Source organism: Allobosea sp. NPDC055594, from assembly GCF_053618995.1.
The window spans coordinates 1-17,424 of record NZ_JBSHIO010000002.1 but is presented as its reverse complement, the minus strand read 5'-3'; the positions used below and the strand labels follow the sequence as shown (position 1 = coordinate 17,424).

General features: G+C 66.8%; 18 protein-coding genes. 10 read left to right on the top strand and 8 right to left on the bottom strand.

All coding sequences use genetic code 11. From position 1 onward, the window contains the following. Positions 1–12: 12 nt before the first annotated feature. Both hisG and ACWGRX_RS04095 read left to right on the top strand, forming a co-directional pair. Positions 13–987, top strand: a complete 975-nt coding sequence (gene hisG / locus ACWGRX_RS04100) for an ATP phosphoribosyltransferase (RefSeq protein ID WP_291642479.1) — start codon at positions 13–15, stop codon at positions 985–987. 293 nt (positions 988–1,280) lie between these two features. Beyond that, positions 1,281–1,754 (top strand): META domain-containing protein, encoded by a 474-nt coding sequence (locus tag ACWGRX_RS04095; RefSeq protein WP_452116519.1) that lies wholly within the window; start codon positions 1,281–1,283, stop codon positions 1,752–1,754. Between the two features lie 364 nt (positions 1,755–2,118). On the opposite strand, the gene ACWGRX_RS04090 is transcribed toward ACWGRX_RS04095, so the two are convergent. The 4 genes from ACWGRX_RS04090 to groES all read right to left on the bottom strand — a co-directional run bounded on the left by ACWGRX_RS04090 (position 2,119) and on the right by groES (position 7,118). Next, positions 2,119–4,218, bottom strand: a complete 2,100-nt coding sequence (locus ACWGRX_RS04090; protein ID WP_452116518.1) for an ABC transporter ATP-binding protein/permease — start codon at positions 4,216–4,218, stop codon at positions 2,119–2,121. 221 nt (positions 4,219–4,439) lie between these two features. Next, positions 4,440–4,826 carry a DoxX family protein gene (locus tag ACWGRX_RS04085; protein WP_452116517.1) on the bottom strand — a complete coding sequence of 129 codons (387 nt, stop codon included), beginning with the start codon at positions 4,824–4,826 and terminating at the stop codon, positions 4,440–4,442. Between the two features lie 319 nt (positions 4,827–5,145). After that, a complete protein-coding gene (groL, locus tag ACWGRX_RS04080) occupies positions 5,146–6,783 on the bottom strand; it encodes a chaperonin GroEL (protein WP_452116516.1) in 1,638 nt (545 codons plus the stop codon). A 47-nt stretch (positions 6,784–6,830) separates the two neighbouring features. Beyond that, the gene (groES, locus tag ACWGRX_RS04075; protein ID WP_291634008.1) at positions 6,831–7,118 is read right to left on the bottom strand and encodes a co-chaperone GroES; all 288 of its coding nucleotides are present in this window, start codon (positions 7,116–7,118) and stop codon (positions 6,831–6,833) included. Positions 7,119–7,428: 310 nt separating this feature from the next. Between groES and ACWGRX_RS04070 the strand changes: the two genes are divergently transcribed. Together ACWGRX_RS04070 and ACWGRX_RS04065 are read left to right on the top strand one after the other, a co-directional pair. Then, positions 7,429–7,884: a MarR family winged helix-turn-helix transcriptional regulator gene (locus tag ACWGRX_RS04070; protein ID WP_291634010.1), complete on the top strand. Its 456-nt coding sequence runs from the start codon at positions 7,429–7,431 to the stop codon at positions 7,882–7,884. Between the two features lie 97 nt (positions 7,885–7,981). After that, positions 7,982–8,479 (top strand): PaaI family thioesterase, encoded by a 498-nt coding sequence (locus tag ACWGRX_RS04065; RefSeq protein ID WP_452116515.1) that lies wholly within the window; start codon positions 7,982–7,984, stop codon positions 8,477–8,479. A 25-nt stretch (positions 8,480–8,504) separates the two neighbouring features. Here ACWGRX_RS04065 and ACWGRX_RS04060 read toward each other — a convergent pair whose 3' ends face one another. From ACWGRX_RS04060 to ACWGRX_RS04050, 3 genes are all read right to left on the bottom strand, one after another. Next, a complete protein-coding gene (locus tag ACWGRX_RS04060; RefSeq protein ID WP_452116514.1) occupies positions 8,505–9,347 on the bottom strand; it encodes a DMT family transporter in 843 nt (280 codons plus the stop codon). Next, entirely contained in the window at positions 9,344–9,841 is a 498-nt protein-coding gene (locus tag ACWGRX_RS04055) for a GNAT family N-acetyltransferase (RefSeq protein ID WP_291645230.1), read from the bottom strand. Before ACWGRX_RS04055 ends, ACWGRX_RS04060 begins: the two co-directional genes overlap by 4 nt. A gap of 66 nt (positions 9,842–9,907) precedes the next feature. Beyond that, positions 9,908–10,672 (bottom strand): sulfite exporter TauE/SafE family protein, encoded by a 765-nt coding sequence (locus tag ACWGRX_RS04050; protein WP_452116513.1) that lies wholly within the window; start codon positions 10,670–10,672, stop codon positions 9,908–9,910. A 194-nt stretch (positions 10,673–10,866) separates the two neighbouring features. On the opposite strand from ACWGRX_RS04050, the gene ACWGRX_RS04045 reads away from it, so the two are divergent. The 6 genes from ACWGRX_RS04045 (at position 10,867) to ACWGRX_RS04020 (ending at position 16,296) form a co-directional block, all read left to right on the top strand. Beyond that, on the top strand, positions 10,867–12,321 hold the full coding sequence (locus tag ACWGRX_RS04045) for a lipopolysaccharide biosynthesis protein (protein WP_452116512.1): 1,455 nt from the start codon (positions 10,867–10,869) through the stop codon (positions 12,319–12,321). Between the two features lie 90 nt (positions 12,322–12,411). Next, complete coding sequence (locus tag ACWGRX_RS04040; RefSeq protein WP_291634022.1) at positions 12,412–12,843, top strand: T6SS effector amidase Tae4 family protein; 432 nt, start codon at positions 12,412–12,414, stop codon at positions 12,841–12,843. After that, the gene (locus tag ACWGRX_RS04035; RefSeq protein WP_291634024.1) at positions 12,840–13,259 is read left to right on the top strand and encodes a hypothetical protein; all 420 of its coding nucleotides are present in this window, start codon (positions 12,840–12,842) and stop codon (positions 13,257–13,259) included. Before ACWGRX_RS04040 ends, ACWGRX_RS04035 begins: the two co-directional genes overlap by 4 nt. Before the next feature lie 168 nt (positions 13,260–13,427). Then, on the top strand, positions 13,428–14,240 hold the full coding sequence (locus ACWGRX_RS04030; RefSeq protein WP_291645238.1) for a L,D-transpeptidase: 813 nt from the start codon (positions 13,428–13,430) through the stop codon (positions 14,238–14,240). 156 nt (positions 14,241–14,396) lie between these two features. Further along, the gene (locus ACWGRX_RS04025) at positions 14,397–15,209 is read left to right on the top strand and encodes an LssY C-terminal domain-containing protein (RefSeq protein ID WP_452116511.1); all 813 of its coding nucleotides are present in this window, start codon (positions 14,397–14,399) and stop codon (positions 15,207–15,209) included. Between the two features lie 157 nt (positions 15,210–15,366). Beyond that, positions 15,367–16,296: a lipid kinase gene (locus tag ACWGRX_RS04020; protein ID WP_452116510.1), complete on the top strand. Its 930-nt coding sequence runs from the start codon at positions 15,367–15,369 to the stop codon at positions 16,294–16,296. A 163-nt stretch (positions 16,297–16,459) separates the two neighbouring features. Here the strand turns inward: ACWGRX_RS04020 and ACWGRX_RS04015 are convergent, their stop codons facing one another. Further along, positions 16,460–17,227 carry a DUF2076 domain-containing protein gene (locus ACWGRX_RS04015; RefSeq protein ID WP_452116509.1) on the bottom strand — a complete coding sequence of 256 codons (768 nt, stop codon included), beginning with the start codon at positions 17,225–17,227 and terminating at the stop codon, positions 16,460–16,462. Positions 17,228–17,424 lie beyond the last annotated feature (197 nt).

Here is a 17,424-nt window from a genome sequence, read left to right as displayed (position 1 = left end):
GCGGAAAACAACATGAATGATGCCCCGCTCGTCCTGGCCGTGCCGTCCAAGGGCCGGCTGCAGGAGAACGCCACGGCCTTCTTCGGCCGGGCCGGACTGTCCTTCGTGCAGGCGCGCGGCTCGCGCGAGTATCGCGGCGCCATCGCCGGGCTGGAAGGGGCCGAGGTCGCCTTCCTCTCGGCTTCCGAGATCGTATCGCAGCTCGCCTCGGGCGCGGTCCATCTCGGTATCACCGGCGAGGACCTGATCCGTGAGCAGGTCTCCGATGCCGATGCGGCGATCGAACTGCTGACCCCGCTCGGCTTCGGCAATGCCAATGTAGTCGTCGCCGTGCCGCAGGCCTGGATCGATGTCCGTACCATGGCCGATCTCGACGATGTCGCCGCGACCATGCGGGCCCGCACCGGCAACAAGCTCCGCGTCGCTACCAAATACGTCAACCTGACGCGGCGCTTCTTCGCCAGTCACGGCCTTGCCGATTACCGCATCGTCGAGAGCCTCGGCGCGACGGAGGGCGCGCCGGCCGCCGGTACGGCCGAGATCGTCGTCGACATCACCACGACCGGCTCGACACTCGTCGCCAACGCGCTGAAGGTGCTCGACGACGGCGTCATGCTGGCGTCGGAGGCCAATCTCGTCGCCTCGGTCCGGGCGCCCTGGGGCGAGCGGGCTCGCAATGCCGCGGCCGCCATTCTCGGTCGGATCGCCGCCGAGGAGGAAGCGCGCTCGCTGCGCGAGGTCCGCGCCGTTCTGCATGCGGTCTCGCCGCAGCGCCTCGGCGAGATCGCCCAGCGCCTCGGCGCCCGCCTGCCTTTCGGCGCCGGCGGCGAAGACGGCGTCGTGACCCTGCATTGTCCGAAGAAGGCTGTGTTCCCGCTGGTCGAGGAACTGACCCGCGCCGGTGCCGACGACATTACCGTGCGCGCGCTCGACTACGTTTTCCGCCGCACCAATCCGCTGATCGAGCGGCTCCAGGCGCGGATTTGACCGGAAGAAACGGCCGCTTGTCGCTGTGAGGTGGCCTCGGCACATGCCGCTGTTTGGGCTGGAGTTCCGTGCGGGTGCCGGATTCCCGTCGCATTCTCGGGCTACGCGGCTGTGGTGCCAGCGGCTGTATCGATGGCGCCGAGGTTGCCGTGGTGCCGGTTTTTGCCGCGGCTGACCTTGTTCAGGGAGCGATCGAGGCTTGCATTCGCCCGCTTTCTCGGTGCAGTGGTGACATTTGGAACTAACCTTTGCCCGTCGCGCTATTTCCAATCCGGGGTTTGGACCAGTTGAGCATGCAGTCGCGCCTCGGCCTTGCGGCCGCCATCGCCTTTTCCCTGTTGCCGGCTCTGGCCGGTGACGCCCTCGCGCAGGGCCGTCAGCGCCCCTCGCAGATTCCGGACCAGGGACAGCCGGCGCCGGCGCCCAAGCAGGAGAAGAACTTCCCGCTCGATGCGTCCTGGACGGCGGTCCAGTTCAACGGCAAGCCGCTGAACGACCGGCGGATCACGCTGAAGGTCGACGCCAATCTGCGCGGCACCGGCTTCTCCGGCTGCAACACCTATTCGGCCTCGGCCTATCCGTTGCGCCAGCAGGGCTTTGCCGTCGGGCCGGTCGCGGTGACCAAGCGCGCCTGCGACAAGGCGGTGATGGATTTCGAACGTAGCTTCCTGCTGGCGCTGCGTGGCGCCCGGCAATGGGACCTGGTCGAGGGGCGGCTCGTCCTGAAGACCGCTTCCGGCGAAATCCGCTTCGATCGCGGTATCTGAGGCCCGCCGGTCTTTCGGCGCCTAGATCGCCGCGCGTCCGGACGCGGTCGCGGTGATCTATCGCATTGTTATCGCATCGGAGTTTTCCGAAAGGCTGAGTCCACTTTTCGGTCCGATGCTATAGGCCGTTCGGCCCGCGGGCGGAAAGCCGCTTCGTTTCCGCGCGAGACCGACAGTTTCCGGGTCGCCGCGCTTCCGTTGGGAGGCGCGGCGATTTTTTTGCGAAGTACCGGGTTGGTTGGACAGGCGGATTCGATGTCCTGGCCAGGCGCACCCGGAGCAATCTCGCGCTGATCGAAACGTCATTCCGGCTGGAGCCCCCGGGGCCGGCCGGAATGACGGTGAAAGCGGATCGGAACATCGGCTAGGCAGCCGGCTCCATCGCTCTGACGCGCGGGCTGTGCGTGCCGTCGGGGTTGCGTTCCATCGCGATCAGCTCCTCGTGCATCTCGCGCAAGGTCGAGCGATGGCCGATAGAGACCACGCTGGTCTGCGGCAGTTCGCGCCGGATCATCGCGTAGATCTCGCCTTCGAGCTTCTCGTCGAGCGAGGCGGTGGCCTCGTCGAGGAAGAGCCAGTCCGGCTTGGCGAGCAGCGCGCGTGCCACCGCCAGGCGCTGCTGCTCGCCGCCCGAGAGGCGCTGGCTCCAGAGGTCGACCTCGTCGAGGCGCTCGGTGAGATGACCGAGCTTCACCTTCTCCATCGCGGCGCGAAGTTCGGCATCGCTGAAGGCATCCGGCTCGGCCGGATAGGCGATGACGGCGCGCAGCGTGCCCTGCGGCAGATAGGGCCGCTGCGGCAGGAGCAGCATGCGGGTGTTGGCGGGAGTCTCGACCTGGCCCTTGCCGAACGGCCAGATGCCCGAGAGCGCCCGGAACAGCGTCGACTTGCCGGAGCCGGAGGGGCCGATCACCAGCGTCGAGCGGCCGGAAGGCAGCGTGAGCTCGGGGACCGTCACGATCGGCGAGCCGTTCGGCAGGTTCAGGGTCAGGTCCCTGACCCTGGCATCGGGACCCGGCTGCTCGTCGATCTCGATATTGGCGCCGGCCGCGCCGGCCGCCTGTGCCTCGGCCTGCGCGATCGCGGTCTCGAAGGTGGTGAGGCGGTTGATAGAGGCGAGATAGGAGGCGATCGACTGATAGCTGTTGATGAAGAACGACATCGCCGTCTCGACCCGGCCGAAGGCCGACGAGACCTGGGTCAGCACGCCGAAGGCGATCGCGCCGGCGAAGTAATACGGCGCCAGCAGCAGGAAGGGGATGACGACGTTCGCCTGGTTGTAGGACAGGGTGAAGGTCGTCAGCTTCAGCCTGCGCCAGAGCAGGTTGTAGAAATTGGTGACGATGCCGCCGAAGGTCTCGCCGAGATGGCGACGCTCGGCGGTCTCTCCGCGCATCAGCGCGATCTGCTCGGAATATTCGCGCAGGCGGGCGAGAGAGAAGCGGAAATTCGCCTCGCGCCGCTCTTGCTCGAATTCGAGCCCGATCAGCGGCTTGCCGATCAGATGCGTGATCCAGGTCGCGACCGCCGCATAGATCAGCGTCGCCCAGAAGATGAAGCCGGGGATGACGATGTCCGTGCCCGGCACCGTGATCGCGACCGGGATCGACCACAGGATGATCGAGAACGAGACCAGTGTGGAGACCTGGGTGATCAGGGTCAGTGAGAAGGCGTAGGTCTGGTTGAGGAAGGAGCGGGTATCTTCCGAGATGCGCTGGTCCGGGTTGTCGGCGGTACCGGCGAGCGAGATGCGGTAGTGATTGCCGTTCTGCAGCCAGCGCCGGTTGTATTCGGCCGCCATCCATTCGCGCCAGCGGATCAGCAGCACCGAATTGGCCACGGTCTCGATCAGCACGCTGATCACCGAAATCGCGGCCCAGACGCCGAAGACGTTGATGAGCTGGTCCCAGAAGACCGGCGCGTTCTTCTCCTGCAGCGCGTTGTAGAAGTCGCGATAGAAGAAGTTGATCCGCAGCGAGATGCCGACCTGCGCCTGGTTGAGCACGATCAGGAAGACGACCGCCGCCACGGCGAAATGGCCGAGCTTCATCGGATAGCGGCCGAGCGGCCCCAAATTCATGCTGCTCGGGTCCTGCGCCAGGAAATAGGGCGAGGCGAGGTCGGCGATGCGCCGCACCACCGGCACGAAGGAGATCGCGTAGATCAGGATGCCGAACACCGCGACGGTGGTGCCCAGGCTCGTCGGCGGGGCTGCGGCGGCCCAGGCCTGCGGCCACCAGCCGATCTGGGCGAGCACCGCGCCGGCGCCGAAGATCACATATTCGGTGCCGAAGATGCCGGAGAAGATCTTGAGGAAATAGCTGATTCCGGCCGAGCGCCAGGTCGCTGCGGTCAGCAATACGCCGACCACGCCCATTCCGAGCATACCGGGGCTGCCGCTTTGCTGTCCGACGATCAGCGCGATCAGGGCGAGGCCGGCGACAGCGAAACTCAACAAGCGCATGAATGGGTCCTTGTCGGGAATCGGCGCGATGACGCGCCAGTCTGAATGGCTGTTGTAGAGCAGCCGTGCCGACAAAAAAGGCCGGACTCAAGGCCGAGCCCGGATTTTTCCGGGATCGTGATCCGGCTCCGTGCCTTCGGGCCGGCGGTGGTGATGCGGGCGCAAGCAGCGTCGCGGGCGCGCGGGCCTCGCGCGCCCGGCTCAGCCGGGCGGCCTCCGGTTCAGTCCCTGTCGACCGAATAGGCGCCGGCGCCGGCCGCGACGAGCAGGAGGAAGCCGCCGGCGATGCCGAGGTTCTTCATGAACAGCAATTGTTGCATCGGCGCGGCCCAGTTCATGTGGAAGAGCACCGTAGCGGCGATGGTGAAGCCGAAAAGCGCGAGCGCCACCAGCCGCGTCTTGAAACCGATGACGATCATCAACCCGCCGATCAGCTCGACGATGATCACCAGCGGCAGCAGTATGCCGGGGACTCCCGCTGAAGCCATGTATGCTTGCGTCCCGGCGTAGCCGGAGATCTTGGACCAGCCGCCCAGGACGAACATCAGGGCAAGCAGGATACGGCCGACGAGCTTGGCGGTGTCTGAAAGTGCTGGGTTGTTCAGCATGGCTTGGCCTCAGCGGGGATCAGGGCGCGGCAGGATGCCGCACCTATGCCGACTAAGACCTACAACCAAAGTCGACGCAAGTCCGGTCGCGCTTGCGCTGGTGCAAGGGCGGGAGGGTGCTGACCGAGCGCCATCATTCCGGCCGCGGCGCAGCAGAGCGCCGGAATGACGGGGAGCCGAAGACGAAAAGGCCCGGCTTGCGCCGGGCCTTCTGTCATTATCGAGCTTGAGGGCTCGGACTTCCTCAGAAGTCCATGCCGCCACCGAAACCGGGCTTGCCCGGTTTCGGCACTCAAGGTCTTCGGGCGCATGGACTTCCTCAGAAGTCCATGCCGCCCATGCCGCCGCCGCCCATCGGGGGCATCGGGGCTTCCTTCTTCGGAAGCTCGGCGATCATCGCCTCGGTGGTGATCAGCAGGCCGGCGATCGAAGCCGCGTCCTGGATCGCCGTGCGCACGACCTTGGTCGGGTCGATGATGCCGGCCTTGACCATGTCGCCGAACTCGCCGGTCTGGGCGTTGTAGCCGTAGGCGTAGTCCTTCGACTCCAGCAGCTTGCCGACCACGACCGCGCCGTCATCGCCGGCGTTGTCGACGATCTGCTTGGCCGGAGCGGTGATCGCCTTGCGGACGATCTCGACGCCGGTCTTCTGGTCGTCGTTCTGGGTCTTGAGCGACTTGACCGAAGCGAGCGCACGCAGCAGGGCGACGCCGCCGCCCGGCAGGATGCCCTCTTCCACGGCCGCGCGGGTCGCGTTCAGGGCGTCGTCGACGCGGTCCTTCTTCTCCTTGACCTCGACCTCGGTCGCGCCGCCGACGCGGATCACCGCGACGCCGCCGGCGAGCTTGGCCAGGCGCTCCTGGAGCTTCTCGCGGTCGTAGTCCGAGGAGGTCTCCTCGATCTGGGCCTTGATCTGGGCGACGCGGGCCTCGATGTCCTTCTTCTTGCCGGCGCCGTCGATGATCGTGGTGTTCTCCTTCTCGATGCGCACCTTCTTGGCGCGGCCGAGCATGTTGAGCGTCACGGTCTCGAGCTTGATGCCGAGATCTTCCGAGATCATCTGGCCGGCGGTCAGGATCGAGATGTCCTCGAGCATGGCCTTGCGGCGGTCGCCGAAGCCCGGAGCCTTGACAGCCGCGACCTTCAGGCCGCCACGGAGCTTGTTGACGACGAGGGTGGCGAGAGCCTCACCTTCCACGTCCTCGGCGATGATCAGGAGCGGCTTGCCGGTCTGAACGACGGCCTCGAGGATCGGCAGCATCGCCTGGAGCGACGACAGCTTCTTCTCGAACACGAGGATGTAGGGGTCCTCGAGCTCGGCGACCATCTTCTCGGCATTGGTGATGAAGTAGGGCGAGAGATAGCCACGGTCGAACTGCATGCCCTCGACGACGTCGAGCTCGGTCTCGGCGGTCTTGGCTTCCTCGACGGTGATGACACCCTCGTTGCCGACCTTCTGCATGGCGGTCGAGATCATCTTGCCGACCGACTCGTCGCCGTTCGCCGAGATCGTGCCGACCTGCGCGACTTCCGCGTTCGAGGTGACCTTCTTCGAGTTCTTCTTCAGGTCCGAGACGATGGCGTCGACGGCGAGGTCGATGCCGCGCTTCAGGTCCATCGGGTTCATGCCGGCGGCAACCGCCTTGGTGCCCTCGCGGACGATGGCGGCGGCCAGAACGGTCGCGGTGGTGGTGCCGTCACCGGCGGCGTCGTTCTGCTTCGAGGCCACTTCGCGCACCATCTGGGCGCCCATGTTCTCGAACTTGTCGGCGAGCTCGACTTCCTTGGCGACGGTGACGCCGTCCTTGGTGATGCGCGGAGCGCCGAACGACTTGTCGATCACGACGTTGCGGCCCTTCGGGCCGAGCGTCACCTTGACGGCGTTGGCGAGGATTTCAACGCCGCGCAGCATGCGGTCGCGGGCATCCGTGGAGAATTTGACTTCCTTGGCAGCCATGAGACTACTCCTGATTGAACTTTACGGAAGGGCGGTCTTCAGGCTGATCAGCCGACGATACCCATGATGTCGGATTCCTTCATGATCAGAAGGTCCTGGCCGTCGATCTTGACCTCGGTGCCGCTCCACTTGCCGAAGAGGACGCGATCGCCCTTCTTGACATCGAGGGCAACGAGCTTGCCGGCCTCGTCACGAGCGCCCGGGCCGACGGCGACGATCTCGCCCTCCTGGGGCTTTTCCTTGGCGGTGTCGGGGATGATGATGCCGCCCTTGGTCTTCTCTTCGCTATCAAGGCGACGGACCACAACGCGGTCATGCAGCGGACGGAACTTCATGGTTCTGTCTTCCTCTCGATCAAAATCTGGGCGGGCGCACGCTGGGCTGGCCCGTGGGGGGGCCTGTTAGCAGTCTCCTAACGTGAGTGCTAACAGGCAGGGCGGAGATAGGCGCGCCCCTTTCCCGAGTCAAGGAAGCCTCCGCGCAAAAGGTGAATGCGCCGCTCATGCCTGCCGGCTCGCGCGCTCGTGCCGCATGCCGGAGCGGCAGGCCGGGCACGGAAAACGTGATCGTTTCTATGAGTTTAGAGTTGCCGCGCCTACCAAAATCCGGTTCCCACTTTTCCGCGCAATGAACTATCCTGCCGCAATGACCACGCCCAAGCCCGACCCGCGCCTCGACGAGATCGCACGCTCCTGCGTCGTGCTGCATATCCGCATGACGGCTCGCGCGGTCACGCGTGCCTATGACGAGGCGATGCGGCCGAGCGGGTTGAAGATCACTCAGTTCGTGCTGCTCTCGGCGCTCTCGACCGGTGCCTGGCGTTCGGTGACCGAGCTTGCCGATCGCTTTGCGCTGGAGCGGACCTCGCTCACCCGCAATCTGCAATTGCTGGCGGCCGAGCAGCTGATCGAGCCTGTCGATCGCAAGGGGCGGGCGCTGGTCTATGCGGTCACCGACAAGGGGCGTACGGCGATCGAGGCGGCGATCCCGTATTGGCGCGCGGCGCAGGACCGCATCGAGGGCGGGCTCGGGCACGAGCGCTGGGTCGAGACCCGCGATGCGCTGAAGGCCGTCCGCCGCGCCGCCCGCCAGGCGACCTGAGCCGGAGGGAAGGCCATGCGCGCTCGCGGCAGCGCTTGACCGGGCTGCGCCTTCCTTCATAACGTGTATCTACACGAAATTGATCGAGGCCTTGCCCATGTCCCGCACAGTCGGTGTCGTCAGTCGTGATGTCCTGCTCGCGGAGGATGGCGCCTGTTTCCTGCGCGGCATGATGGAGGGCAGGCATCCGGGGGCGCCGTTCGCCGACGCCATGGATTTCGAGCTCGCCGAGGTCGATGAGGGCAGGGTGGTCTTCGTCGGAAAGCCCTCGCCGCGCTTCTTCAACCCGCTCGGGACGATCCATGGCGGCTGGACCGCGACGATCCTCGATTCCGCCATGGCCTGCGCCGCCCATTCGACGCTGAAGGTCGGCGAGGGCTACACCACGCTCGAGATGAAGCTCAACTATGTCCGCCCGGTGATGCCGGAGAGTGGCGAGGTCCGCTGTGAAGGCCGGCTGATCCATCGCGGCGGCACGATCGCGACCACCGAGGGACGGCTGCTCGACGCGCGCGGAAAACTGCTGGCCCATGGCACCGAGACCTGCCTGATTTTCGCTGCGCAGGGCGCCGCCGGCGGCCGAGGCGTCGCCTGACCGTGTCCGGTCGGGCGCGCGGCGATCAGCGCCTGCTGATAGCGAAGGCGCCGGCGACGATGAGCAGCGCACCGGCATAGGTCGTGAGCGGCGGCACCTCTGCGAAAACGATCCAGCCGAGCAGGCTCGCCCAGACCAGTGCCGTGTACTCGATCGGCGCCAGCCGTGATGCCGGTGCCCGGGCGAAGGCCGAAGTGAGCAGGAGATGGCCGCCGACGCCGAGCGCCCCGGCGAGGAGATAGGCCGCCAGATCCCCACCGCTCATCGGGACGAAATGGAACGCGGCCGGGATGACGAGGCAGAGCGCCGGCCCGGCGTTCTGGAACAGCACGATGATCGCCGGATGCTCCTTCAGCGCGATCCGGCGCAGCAGGATCAGGTTGAAGGCGTAGGACACGGCCGAGAACAGTGCTGCGGCGACGCCGAGCTCCGCCCCGGTGATGCCACCCTGCAGGCGCGGCCAGACCATCACCAGCATGCCGGCGAGGCCGAAGCCCAGCGCCTGCAGGATGCGCGCATCCAGCCGCTCCTTGAGGATCAGCGCGCCGAGCAGCGCGACGAAGACCGGCGCCAGGAAGGACAGCGTCAGCGCTTCCGCCAGGGGCAGCGTCGCGATCGAGTAGAAGAAGCTCCCGGCGGTCAGGACCACGACCGGGACGCGCAGGCTGTTGCCGATCACGCTCGCCCGAGTCGGAGCGGGCGGACGCAGCAACGCGACGACGGTGAGCGCGCAGATTCCGCCCATGGCGAAACGCATGAACAGCGCCACGATGAACGGGTGCTGCTGCATCTGCGCCTTGATCACCACATCCATCAGCGTCAGCAGGGCAATGCCGAGGATGGCGCGCAGCGCAGTGCCGGGGGTCATGGCTGGATGTCGGCCAGCGGCTTGCGGAAATGGTATTCCCAGGTCGCCGAGATGTCGGCGAGGTAGCGCTCGCCGGGCCAGCGCACGAAGCCGAGCTTCTCGTAGAAGCGGTGGCCGCGGGCGAAGCGGGTATCGGACCAGAGCATCATCTCGGCGCAGCCCCTGTCCCTGGCGAAGGCGAGCGCGCGGGCGAACAGCGCCTGCGCGAGGCCGGCGCCGCGATAATCCGGATCGACATAGACTTTGGTCAGCTCGGCCGCGTTTTGCTCCGGCACGGGGGCGACGCCGATCGAGCCGACGATGCGGCCGTCACTCCCCTCGGCGACCCAGAGCCGCCCGCCCTTGCCGGCGAAATGGCGGGCGGGATGGCGCAGCTCCGGAAATTCCGGCCAGTGGAACAGGCAACCGGGATATTCGGCGAAGCTCGCGGCGACCAGCGCGGCGAGGCGTTCGGAATCGGCGTCGATGGCGTCGCGAAGCGGCGGAAGGCTCATGCTCCAAGCGCTTAGGGCCAATCGGGTCGGCTGCAAAGATGGTGCTCTCGCTCGCCTGCCATGCTCCTATCGCAGCAGCGCCAGGGCGGCGTCTGCCGTCAGCTTCAGCGCCGCGGCGGCGAGCAGCAGATAGCAGGCGAAGAACAGCCTTTTCTGGTCGAGCCGATCATGCAGCCAGCGCCCGAGCCAGACGCCGAGAGGTGCCGCCGGTGCGAGGGCGAGCGCCGCCCAGAGCAGCCCGGGCTGCTTCAGCGCCAGCGAAAGGTAGGGCGGCAGCTTGAGCAGGTTGCCGAGCATGAAGAGCGCGATGGTGGTGCCGACGAAGCTGGTCTTCGAGAGGCCGCGCGCCAGCAGGTACATTGCCACCGGCGGCCCGCCGGCATGGGCGACGAAGGTGGTGAAGCCGGAGGTGGTGCTGGCGGCGAGGGCCAGCACCGGGGAGACCGGCAGGCTTCCGGGAGGCGCGAGGCGTCCGCGCAGAAACCAGTGCGCGGTGAAACTCAGCGTGGTCAGGCCGATGACCAGGGTGACGATCCGGGCGTCGACCATCAGGAAGACGGCGTAGCCGATGCCGATTCCGAGGGCGAGCCCGGGTACGAGCCAGGCGAGGTCGGGCTTGGACCAGGTTGCGACGCCGAAGGCGCGGAACGCGAACAAATCCATCCCGGCGACCAGCAAGGCTACGATGATCGCGCCCTGCAGCGGCTCGACGACGAGGGCGAGCAGCGGCACGCCGAGAATGGCGAGCCCGCCGCCGAAGGCCCCCTTGCCGATCGCGATCAGTAGCGTCGTCACCCAGCCGACGAGGTAGAACAGCGGGTCGCTCGGCACCGGGCTTCGTCGTCCTCATTGCGGCCGGCGTGGCCCGCGGATTCAATTTCGCGTCGGAAAGCACGTCAAATCAATGTCTTGAGCCTGTGCCGGCCGCAAAAGGGGTTTCCACTTTGGCGGAACATGCTCTAGGCGGGAAGGGCGCGCCGCTGCGCACCCGATGTTGAGTCGACTCAGCCCTTCGCAATGGCGCCATGACCGTCCTTCTGCCCTTCGTGATCAATTCCGGGCTGAACTTCGCTCTCGGCCTGCTGATCGCCTATTTCCTCGGGCCGGCCGAGTTCGGACGCTACGCCATCGGCGCAGCGCTGATCGTGCTGCTCAACACGGCGCTGCTCGACTGGATCCGGCTTTCGGCCGTCCGCTTCTATTCCCTGAAGACCCGCGAGACGCAGCCCGAGATCCGCGCGACGCTCGACGTTCTCGCCGCCGGAATGACGATCGCGCTGGCCGGCCTGCTGATCGCGGCCTTTGTCGTCGGCATCGATTTCAAGCTCCCGGCGATGCTGGTCGCGGCCTCGGTCGCAGGCGGCATCTGCGCCGGACTGTTCGACTATCACGGTGCGATCGCGCGCGCCCGTTTCCTCGATGCCGCCTATGCCCGGCTGATCATCGTCAAGAACGTGCTGGCGCTGCTGCTGATGGTCGGCGGTGCCTGGTGGATGCGCGACGCCACCGTCGTGATGTTCGGTGGCGTGATCAGCGTCATGGCGGCGCTGCTGGCGGTGCGCCGGCAGCTCGCCGACCGGCCGCTCGCCTGGTCGGCGGCGCGGCGCGACCTCGCCTGGAACTTCGCCGTCTATGCGCTGCCGCTGGTCGGGGCGAACGCGATCTACTCGCTGATCCCGCTGATCAATCGCACGCTGCTCGCCGACGCCCATGGCTTTGCCGAAGCCGGCTATTTCTCGCTCGCCGCCGATATGGGCTTGCGCCTGTTCGGCACGCTGGGTGCGACGCTGGAGATCGTCCTGCTGCGCGAGGTCCTGCGCCTCGACGAGACCAAGGGCCGGCGCGCCGCGCAGAAGCGTATCGCCGCCAATCTGGTCATCGTGCTGATGGTGGCGCTGCCGGTCGCGCTCGGGCTGTTCCTGGTGCTGCCGGCCTTCGAGAAGCTGCTCGTCCCCGCGAATTTCCACGGCCATTTCTCGGCCTATATGGTGCAGCTGCTGCCGGGTTTCCTGGCGTTGACGATCTTCGTCGCCGGGCTCTATCCGGTCTTCCTGCTCGGCAAGCGCACCGGCATGGCGACGCTCGCGGCCGGCTTCGGGCTGGCGGTCAATCTCGTCCTCGTCTTCGGGGCAGGGGAGTTGCTCGGACCGGAGCGTTTCGCGCTCGGCCAGACGGCCGGCTTCGTCGTGGTGCTCGCCATTACCGGCTGGGCGGCATTGCGGGCGCTGCCGGTCTGGCCTTCAGGACGCGATATCGGGCTGATCCTCGTCGCGCTTGCCGCGATGGCGGCCTGTGTCGCGCCGCTGTCCGGCCGGTTCCCTCCGGTATTCGAGCTTCTCCTGCAAGGGACGATCGGCGCACTGGTCTATTGCGGGCTGGTGCTGGCCTTCGACATCGCCCGCTGCCGCACATTGCTGAAGCTCTGGTTCCTCGCGCGCAAGATGCGCCGCGGCGCGGCCGTCGGGACCGACGGGCCGTGACGACTTTCCCCCGGACTCCGGTGTCTGAACGCACGAGTTGACGAACACGGCCGTCCCCGCGATCCTGCCGCGGTTTGGGGGAGGCTGCCGATGGCCAAGCCGAGCTTTCTCAACCTCTGGGCGAGCTATCCGGATCCCGAGGTCAGGCATTGTTCTGACGGGCTCGCCAACGAATGCGCCATCAGAATGAGCCTGACGCTGAACGCGGAGAAGACGCTCACCGTGAGCAAGGGCTCCTATTCCGAGCCGAAATGCTCGCACGGGCATGCACGGGGCGCCGAGTCGCTGGCGAACTGGTTGTACCGGAAGATCGGTCCGCCGAAGGTCTACAATGACCCGGCAAAGGCCAAACTGCTCCTGGCGGAGAAGAAGGGGATCATTTTCTTCAAGGATTGCTTCGTGCGGGCCGGAGAGACGCGGCAGGTCGGCGACCATATCGATCTCTGGCATACCGGCTTCACCAAATCCTACAGCGACCCGCAGAACAAGGCGAAGCAGATCTGGTTCTGGGAACTGAAATGAACACTGCGGGTCTCGTCCTGGCTTTCTCGTTGCTGACCGGTGGAGCCCTGGCCCAGGCCGCGGGGGCGCTGCCCGTCATGCCCCCGGCCGAGAGCGCCGAACTCGCAGCAAGGGGGGATCGCTGCGTTTTGACCTGGGCCGGCAAGAATGGCCGCGAGGAACTCGCGGTCGGCATTCCCTTCCCTTGCGCCTTTCACAGGGAGCCCGGCGGCGCGGTCCGCTATCATCTGATGGGGAGCCGCCGTCTCGCCCTGATCGAGCATTCGACGCCCGACCCGGCCCGAGGCGGCTGCCTCACGACCATTCGCGGGGTGGCGTTCGACGGGGAGGCCGTGGCGCTGTCGCCGGGGCTGGAGAAGGTCGCCGCCTGTCCGCCGTTCCGCTGGGACGAGAAGATGTTCATCGGGCTTTTCTGATGCGCCGAATCAAGGATTGGTTCACCGCGTTCCCTTGCCGAATGCTAAGGTTAATACGCGGAACTGCCTGCTTTCAACGCCGTTCCGGCCTGTTGGAGTCAACGATTCATCATTCGTTGCAAGGCCTTGTCCAGGCTCCCTCGCAGATTGTGTCGAGAGAGTTGCGTCATGCGTCCGATCCGTCTCGTTTCCCTCGCCTTGCTCGGAGGGTTGGTCCATAGCGCCGGCCAGGCGCAGGCTCAGACCTATTGGCGGCCGGCCGATCCGACGGTGGCGGCTCCCCGCAGCAGCGGCCAATATGGCGGCGGCTTCATCGAGATGATGATGACCGGGCGCGACCCCACCGATTATGGCAGGGGCGGCGCGGTCTATAACCGTCCGCCCCGTAGCGCCTATGGCCAGCAGCCGACCCGCCGGCTTTCCGACTATGAACCGGCGGTGCCCGTCTATGGCGATCCGCTCGAGCCGCGCCGGGAGCGCCGCAGTGCAGCCCTCGGCCAGCCCATGCCGGCCGAGCGGCCGATCGAGCGCGTCGTCGATCCGCGCTTCCAGAAGCAGGAAGTCGCCTATGACGGCCCGCACAAGCCCGGCACCATCATCATCGACACGCCGCGCCGTTTCCTTTTCCTGGTCCAGCCCGGCGGCCGGGCTCTGCGCTATGGCATCGGTGTCGGCCGCCCCGGCTTCTCCTGGGCGGGCATGAAGACGGTCAGCCGCAAGGCGGAATGGCCGAGCTGGACCCCGCCGGCCGAGATGCTGAAGCGCCGTCCCGACCTGCCGCGCTTCATGAACGGCGGGCCGGACAACCCGATGGGCGCCCGCGCGCTCTATCTCGGCTCTTCGCTCTATCGGATCCACGGCACCAACGAGCCGAACACCATCGGCCAGGCGGTCTCCTCCGGCTGTATCCGGATGACCAATGACGATGTGGTCGATCTCTATGGCCGGGTCCGTGTCGGCGCCAAGGTGCTGGTGATCTGAGGCCGGCCTCTCTCGAAAGCCGTGCCTGCTGATCGCGGGCACGCTTGGACGGGAGCACCAAGAGACAATAGACGGCGCACTTCGCCGGAGATTAGCCTGAGCAGGCAGCGTGTTCCCTCGGCGGGGCTGCGTAACGCCGCAATTGCGATCGAGCCGATGCCGGAAATGGGACAGATCACGCGCAGGCGACGCTGGTGGATCGTCCTGGTGGGTGCGCTCGCCGGCTACCTGCTGCTGGCCTATCTGCTATTGCCGCTCCTGTGGCGACATTACGAGCGCGAACCCGGTCTCGCCGCCCTGCCCATGGTGACGCGCACCGCGAGCGGCATTCCGGGTGATGCGCTCAATGTCGGCTTCGTCGGCAGCAAGGACGACGCTCTGCGCGCCATGCATGCCGCAGGCTGGTATCCGGCCGACCCGATCACCTTGCGGACCAGCATCGAGATCGTCGGCAGCGTGGTGCTCGACCGGCCCTATCGCGATGCACCGGTCAGCCCGCTCTACTATGAGGGCAAGAAGGAGCAGCTCGCCTTCGAAAAGCCCGAGGGCACCAGCGCGGATCGCCGGCACCATGTGCGCTTCTGGGTGGTCCTCGAAAAGGGGAATGATGGCCGCCCGGTCTGGCTTGGCTCGGTCACCTTCGACCGGGGCGTCGGCTTCAGCCACGATACCGGCCAGGTGACGCACCACATCGCGCCCGACATCGACGTCGAGCGAGACCTGCTGATGCAGGACCTCGGCAAGGCCGGCATGGTCCGGAACTTCTTCCAGATCTCCGGGGTGGGGCCGACCCTGTTCGGCCGCAATGGCGAAGGCGATCCCTATTACACCGATGGCGAGATCCACATCGCCACTTTGGTGGCCGACGGCGTGAGGCGCACCGAACCGCCCGCGACCATTCCCGCGCCGCCGCTGATCGCGCTGAAGGACCAGATCTGGCATGGGGTCGGCGACGCCCTCGCCAAGTGATCCCGGTTCGCGGATCGAACGCTGATCTCTGTCGCCGGCGTGCGTCCGGCTCCAAGATCTGAAGCAGCAGCGTTCCCAGCCTGCCGACCCGCGCGATTGAATTTGCGTGCCCGCGCTCCCAAGTGAGCCCGGCTGTCCCGCCACGAGAACTGTGCAGATGAAGCAGGCTGATCGCAAACGCGCTTTGGTTCTACGCAATCCGAAGGCGCGGCGCGGGCAGGAATCCCTCGACGGTCCCTTCAGGCAATTGGCGCTCGCCGGGATCGACGTCACGATCGAGACATTCGAGGCCCTGCCGGAGATCGCGCGCGACATCGTGCGTCTGCGCAGCATCGCCGACCTGATCGTCATCTGCGGCGGGGACGGCTCGATCTCCTCAGGCGCGATGGCGGTGATGGAAAGCGGCCTGCCGCTTGGCATCATGCCCATGGGAACGGCGAACGACCTGGCCCGGACCCTCGCGATCCCGATGGATCTGATCGCCGCGGCTCGGGTGATCGCCGCCGGGCAGACGCGCCGCATCGACATGGGGACGGTCAATGGCCACGCCTTCTTCAACGTCGCCAGCATCGGCCTGAGCAGCGAGCTCGCGCAAGGGCTCGATCCGACGCTGAAGAAGCGCTTCGGGCGTCTCGGCTATGCTCTGGCGGCTACCAAGGTGCTGACGAAGGCCTCGCGTTTCCATGCCACGATCACTGAGAAGGGCCGGACGACCGAGGTCGACACCTTCCAGATCGCGATCGGCAACGGCAGGCACTATGGCGGCGGAAACGTCGTCCGGGACGACGCAGAGATCGATGACGGCCATCTCGATCTCTACAGCCTCGAACTCAGTAACCTCTGGAAACTGGCGCTGATGCTGCGCTCGTTCAGATCGGGCACGCACGGAGCCTGGCAGGAAGTGCGCACCGCGCGCTGCGTCGAATTCGACATCCTGACCAAGCGGCCGATGCCGGTGAACACCGATGGCGAGATCGTCACGGCGACGCCGGCCCATTTCAAGGTTCACCCCGGAGCCGTCGCCATTTTTGCGCCCGAGGCCGATCCTCGCGCGGAGCCGATGCGCATGCCCATGTTCCACAGATAGCCCCGGAAAAGGCGAAATGGCCGCGAGAGGCGCGGTCGGCTGCGTCTCTCCGCCGCTCTCCCAATGCGCCGCATCGGGCGCCCGGGCGCGTCCGCCCAACGAAAAGACCCGCCCGTTGCCGGGCGGGTCTGCTGATTTCATCCAGGGACTACGAAGCGGCCGCTCAGGCCCATTCGTCGTCGCCGAAGCCGCTCGAGCCGTCGTCATAGCCCTCGTTGCTGGCGTTCTGGTAGCTCGGCTCCTGGTAGCTGTGACCGGGATCCTCATAGGACTGGTTCGACGCCGGCTGGGCATTCTCGGCCGTGGCGGTGTCGTTCTGCTGTGCCGTGCTGGCCTCGGCCGGCTTTGCTTCCGATGACGCGCTCTTGCCGCCGCCGAAGGCGTTCATCAGCAGATTGCCGGCGACCATGCCGCCGGCGACGCCGGCCGCGGTGGTCAAGGCGCTCGCCATGAAGCCGCCGCGCGCCGGGGCTTGCGCCTGCTGGCTCTGCCAGGGGCCGGGAGCGGGCGCTGCCGCCATGCCCTGCTGGCCCGGCTGGGCGCCCCAAGGCGGCGAGGCCGGCTGCGCTGCGGCAGGCTGGGGCGCGGCGCGCTGCGGGAAGGATGGCACGGAGCCGCTGCGGGCCGGCTGGCTCGCGCCGCCGCCGAAGATCCCGGACAGGAAGCCGCCCGACTGTGCCGGCGCGGGGGCTGCGGCCGGCTGGCGGCGCAACGCCTCGACCTCGGCCTGAAGCTGCTGGGCCTGGGCCTGCAGATTGGCGAGGGCCTGTTCCTGGACATAGATCGACTGCGCCATCGCATAGGCGGCATAGGGCTGTTCGCGCAGCCGCTCGGCGATGAAGTTCTCAGCCTCGGGGTCGCGGGGCTGGTTGGCCGCCTGGCGCAGGCGGTCGAAAATCCCGGCGATCACGTCGCGTTCCTGCGGCGTCATCGTCATCTCCTCTCATGTTGGGCCGGGCGGCTGCCCGGCCATGCGAGAGGTGGGGGAGGCCTATGACGTTATCAAGGCGACCCCCGGGAATTTTCGGCTCACGCGTTTCCGATATTGAGGTATTCGAAGCCGCGCTGGCGCATTTCGCTCGAGCGGTAGATGTTGCGCAGGTCGACGACGACGGGTCGCTTCAGCGC

What these genes read in the sequence shown, in the direction of transcription:
- hisG (WP_291642479.1), top strand. Translation starts at nt 13, where the DNA reads ATGAATGATGCCCCGCTCGTCCTGGCCGTGCCGTCCAAGGGCCGGCTG.
- ACWGRX_RS04095 (WP_452116519.1), top strand. Translation starts at nt 1,281, where the DNA reads ATGCAGTCGCGCCTCGGCCTTGCGGCCGCCATCGCCTTTTCCCTGTTG.
- ACWGRX_RS04090 (WP_452116518.1), bottom strand. Translation starts at nt 4,218, where the DNA reads ATGCGCTTGTTGAGTTTCGCTGTCGCCGGCCTCGCCCTGATCGCGCTG.
- ACWGRX_RS04085 (WP_452116517.1), bottom strand. Translation starts at nt 4,826, where the DNA reads ATGCTGAACAACCCAGCACTTTCAGACACCGCCAAGCTCGTCGGCCGT.
- groL (WP_452116516.1), bottom strand. Translation starts at nt 6,783, where the DNA reads ATGGCTGCCAAGGAAGTCAAATTCTCCACGGATGCCCGCGACCGCATG.
- groES (WP_291634008.1), bottom strand. Translation starts at nt 7,118, where the DNA reads ATGAAGTTCCGTCCGCTGCATGACCGCGTTGTGGTCCGTCGCCTTGAT.
- ACWGRX_RS04070 (WP_291634010.1), top strand. Translation starts at nt 7,429, where the DNA reads ATGACCACGCCCAAGCCCGACCCGCGCCTCGACGAGATCGCACGCTCC.
- ACWGRX_RS04065 (WP_452116515.1), top strand. Translation starts at nt 7,982, where the DNA reads ATGTCCCGCACAGTCGGTGTCGTCAGTCGTGATGTCCTGCTCGCGGAG.
- ACWGRX_RS04060 (WP_452116514.1), bottom strand. Translation starts at nt 9,347, where the DNA reads ATGACCCCCGGCACTGCGCTGCGCGCCATCCTCGGCATTGCCCTGCTG.
- ACWGRX_RS04055 (WP_291645230.1), bottom strand. Translation starts at nt 9,841, where the DNA reads ATGAGCCTTCCGCCGCTTCGCGACGCCATCGACGCCGATTCCGAACGC.
- ACWGRX_RS04045 (WP_452116512.1), top strand. Translation starts at nt 10,867, where the DNA reads ATGACCGTCCTTCTGCCCTTCGTGATCAATTCCGGGCTGAACTTCGCT.
- ACWGRX_RS04040 (WP_291634022.1), top strand. Translation starts at nt 12,412, where the DNA reads ATGGCCAAGCCGAGCTTTCTCAACCTCTGGGCGAGCTATCCGGATCCC.
- ACWGRX_RS04035 (WP_291634024.1), top strand. Translation starts at nt 12,840, where the DNA reads ATGAACACTGCGGGTCTCGTCCTGGCTTTCTCGTTGCTGACCGGTGGA.
- ACWGRX_RS04030 (WP_291645238.1), top strand. Translation starts at nt 13,428, where the DNA reads ATGCGTCCGATCCGTCTCGTTTCCCTCGCCTTGCTCGGAGGGTTGGTC.
- ACWGRX_RS04025 (WP_452116511.1), top strand. Translation starts at nt 14,397, where the DNA reads ATGCCGGAAATGGGACAGATCACGCGCAGGCGACGCTGGTGGATCGTC.
- ACWGRX_RS04020 (WP_452116510.1), top strand. Translation starts at nt 15,367, where the DNA reads ATGAAGCAGGCTGATCGCAAACGCGCTTTGGTTCTACGCAATCCGAAG.
- ACWGRX_RS04015 (WP_452116509.1), bottom strand. Translation starts at nt 17,227, where the DNA reads ATGACGCCGCAGGAACGCGACGTGATCGCCGGGATTTTCGACCGCCTG.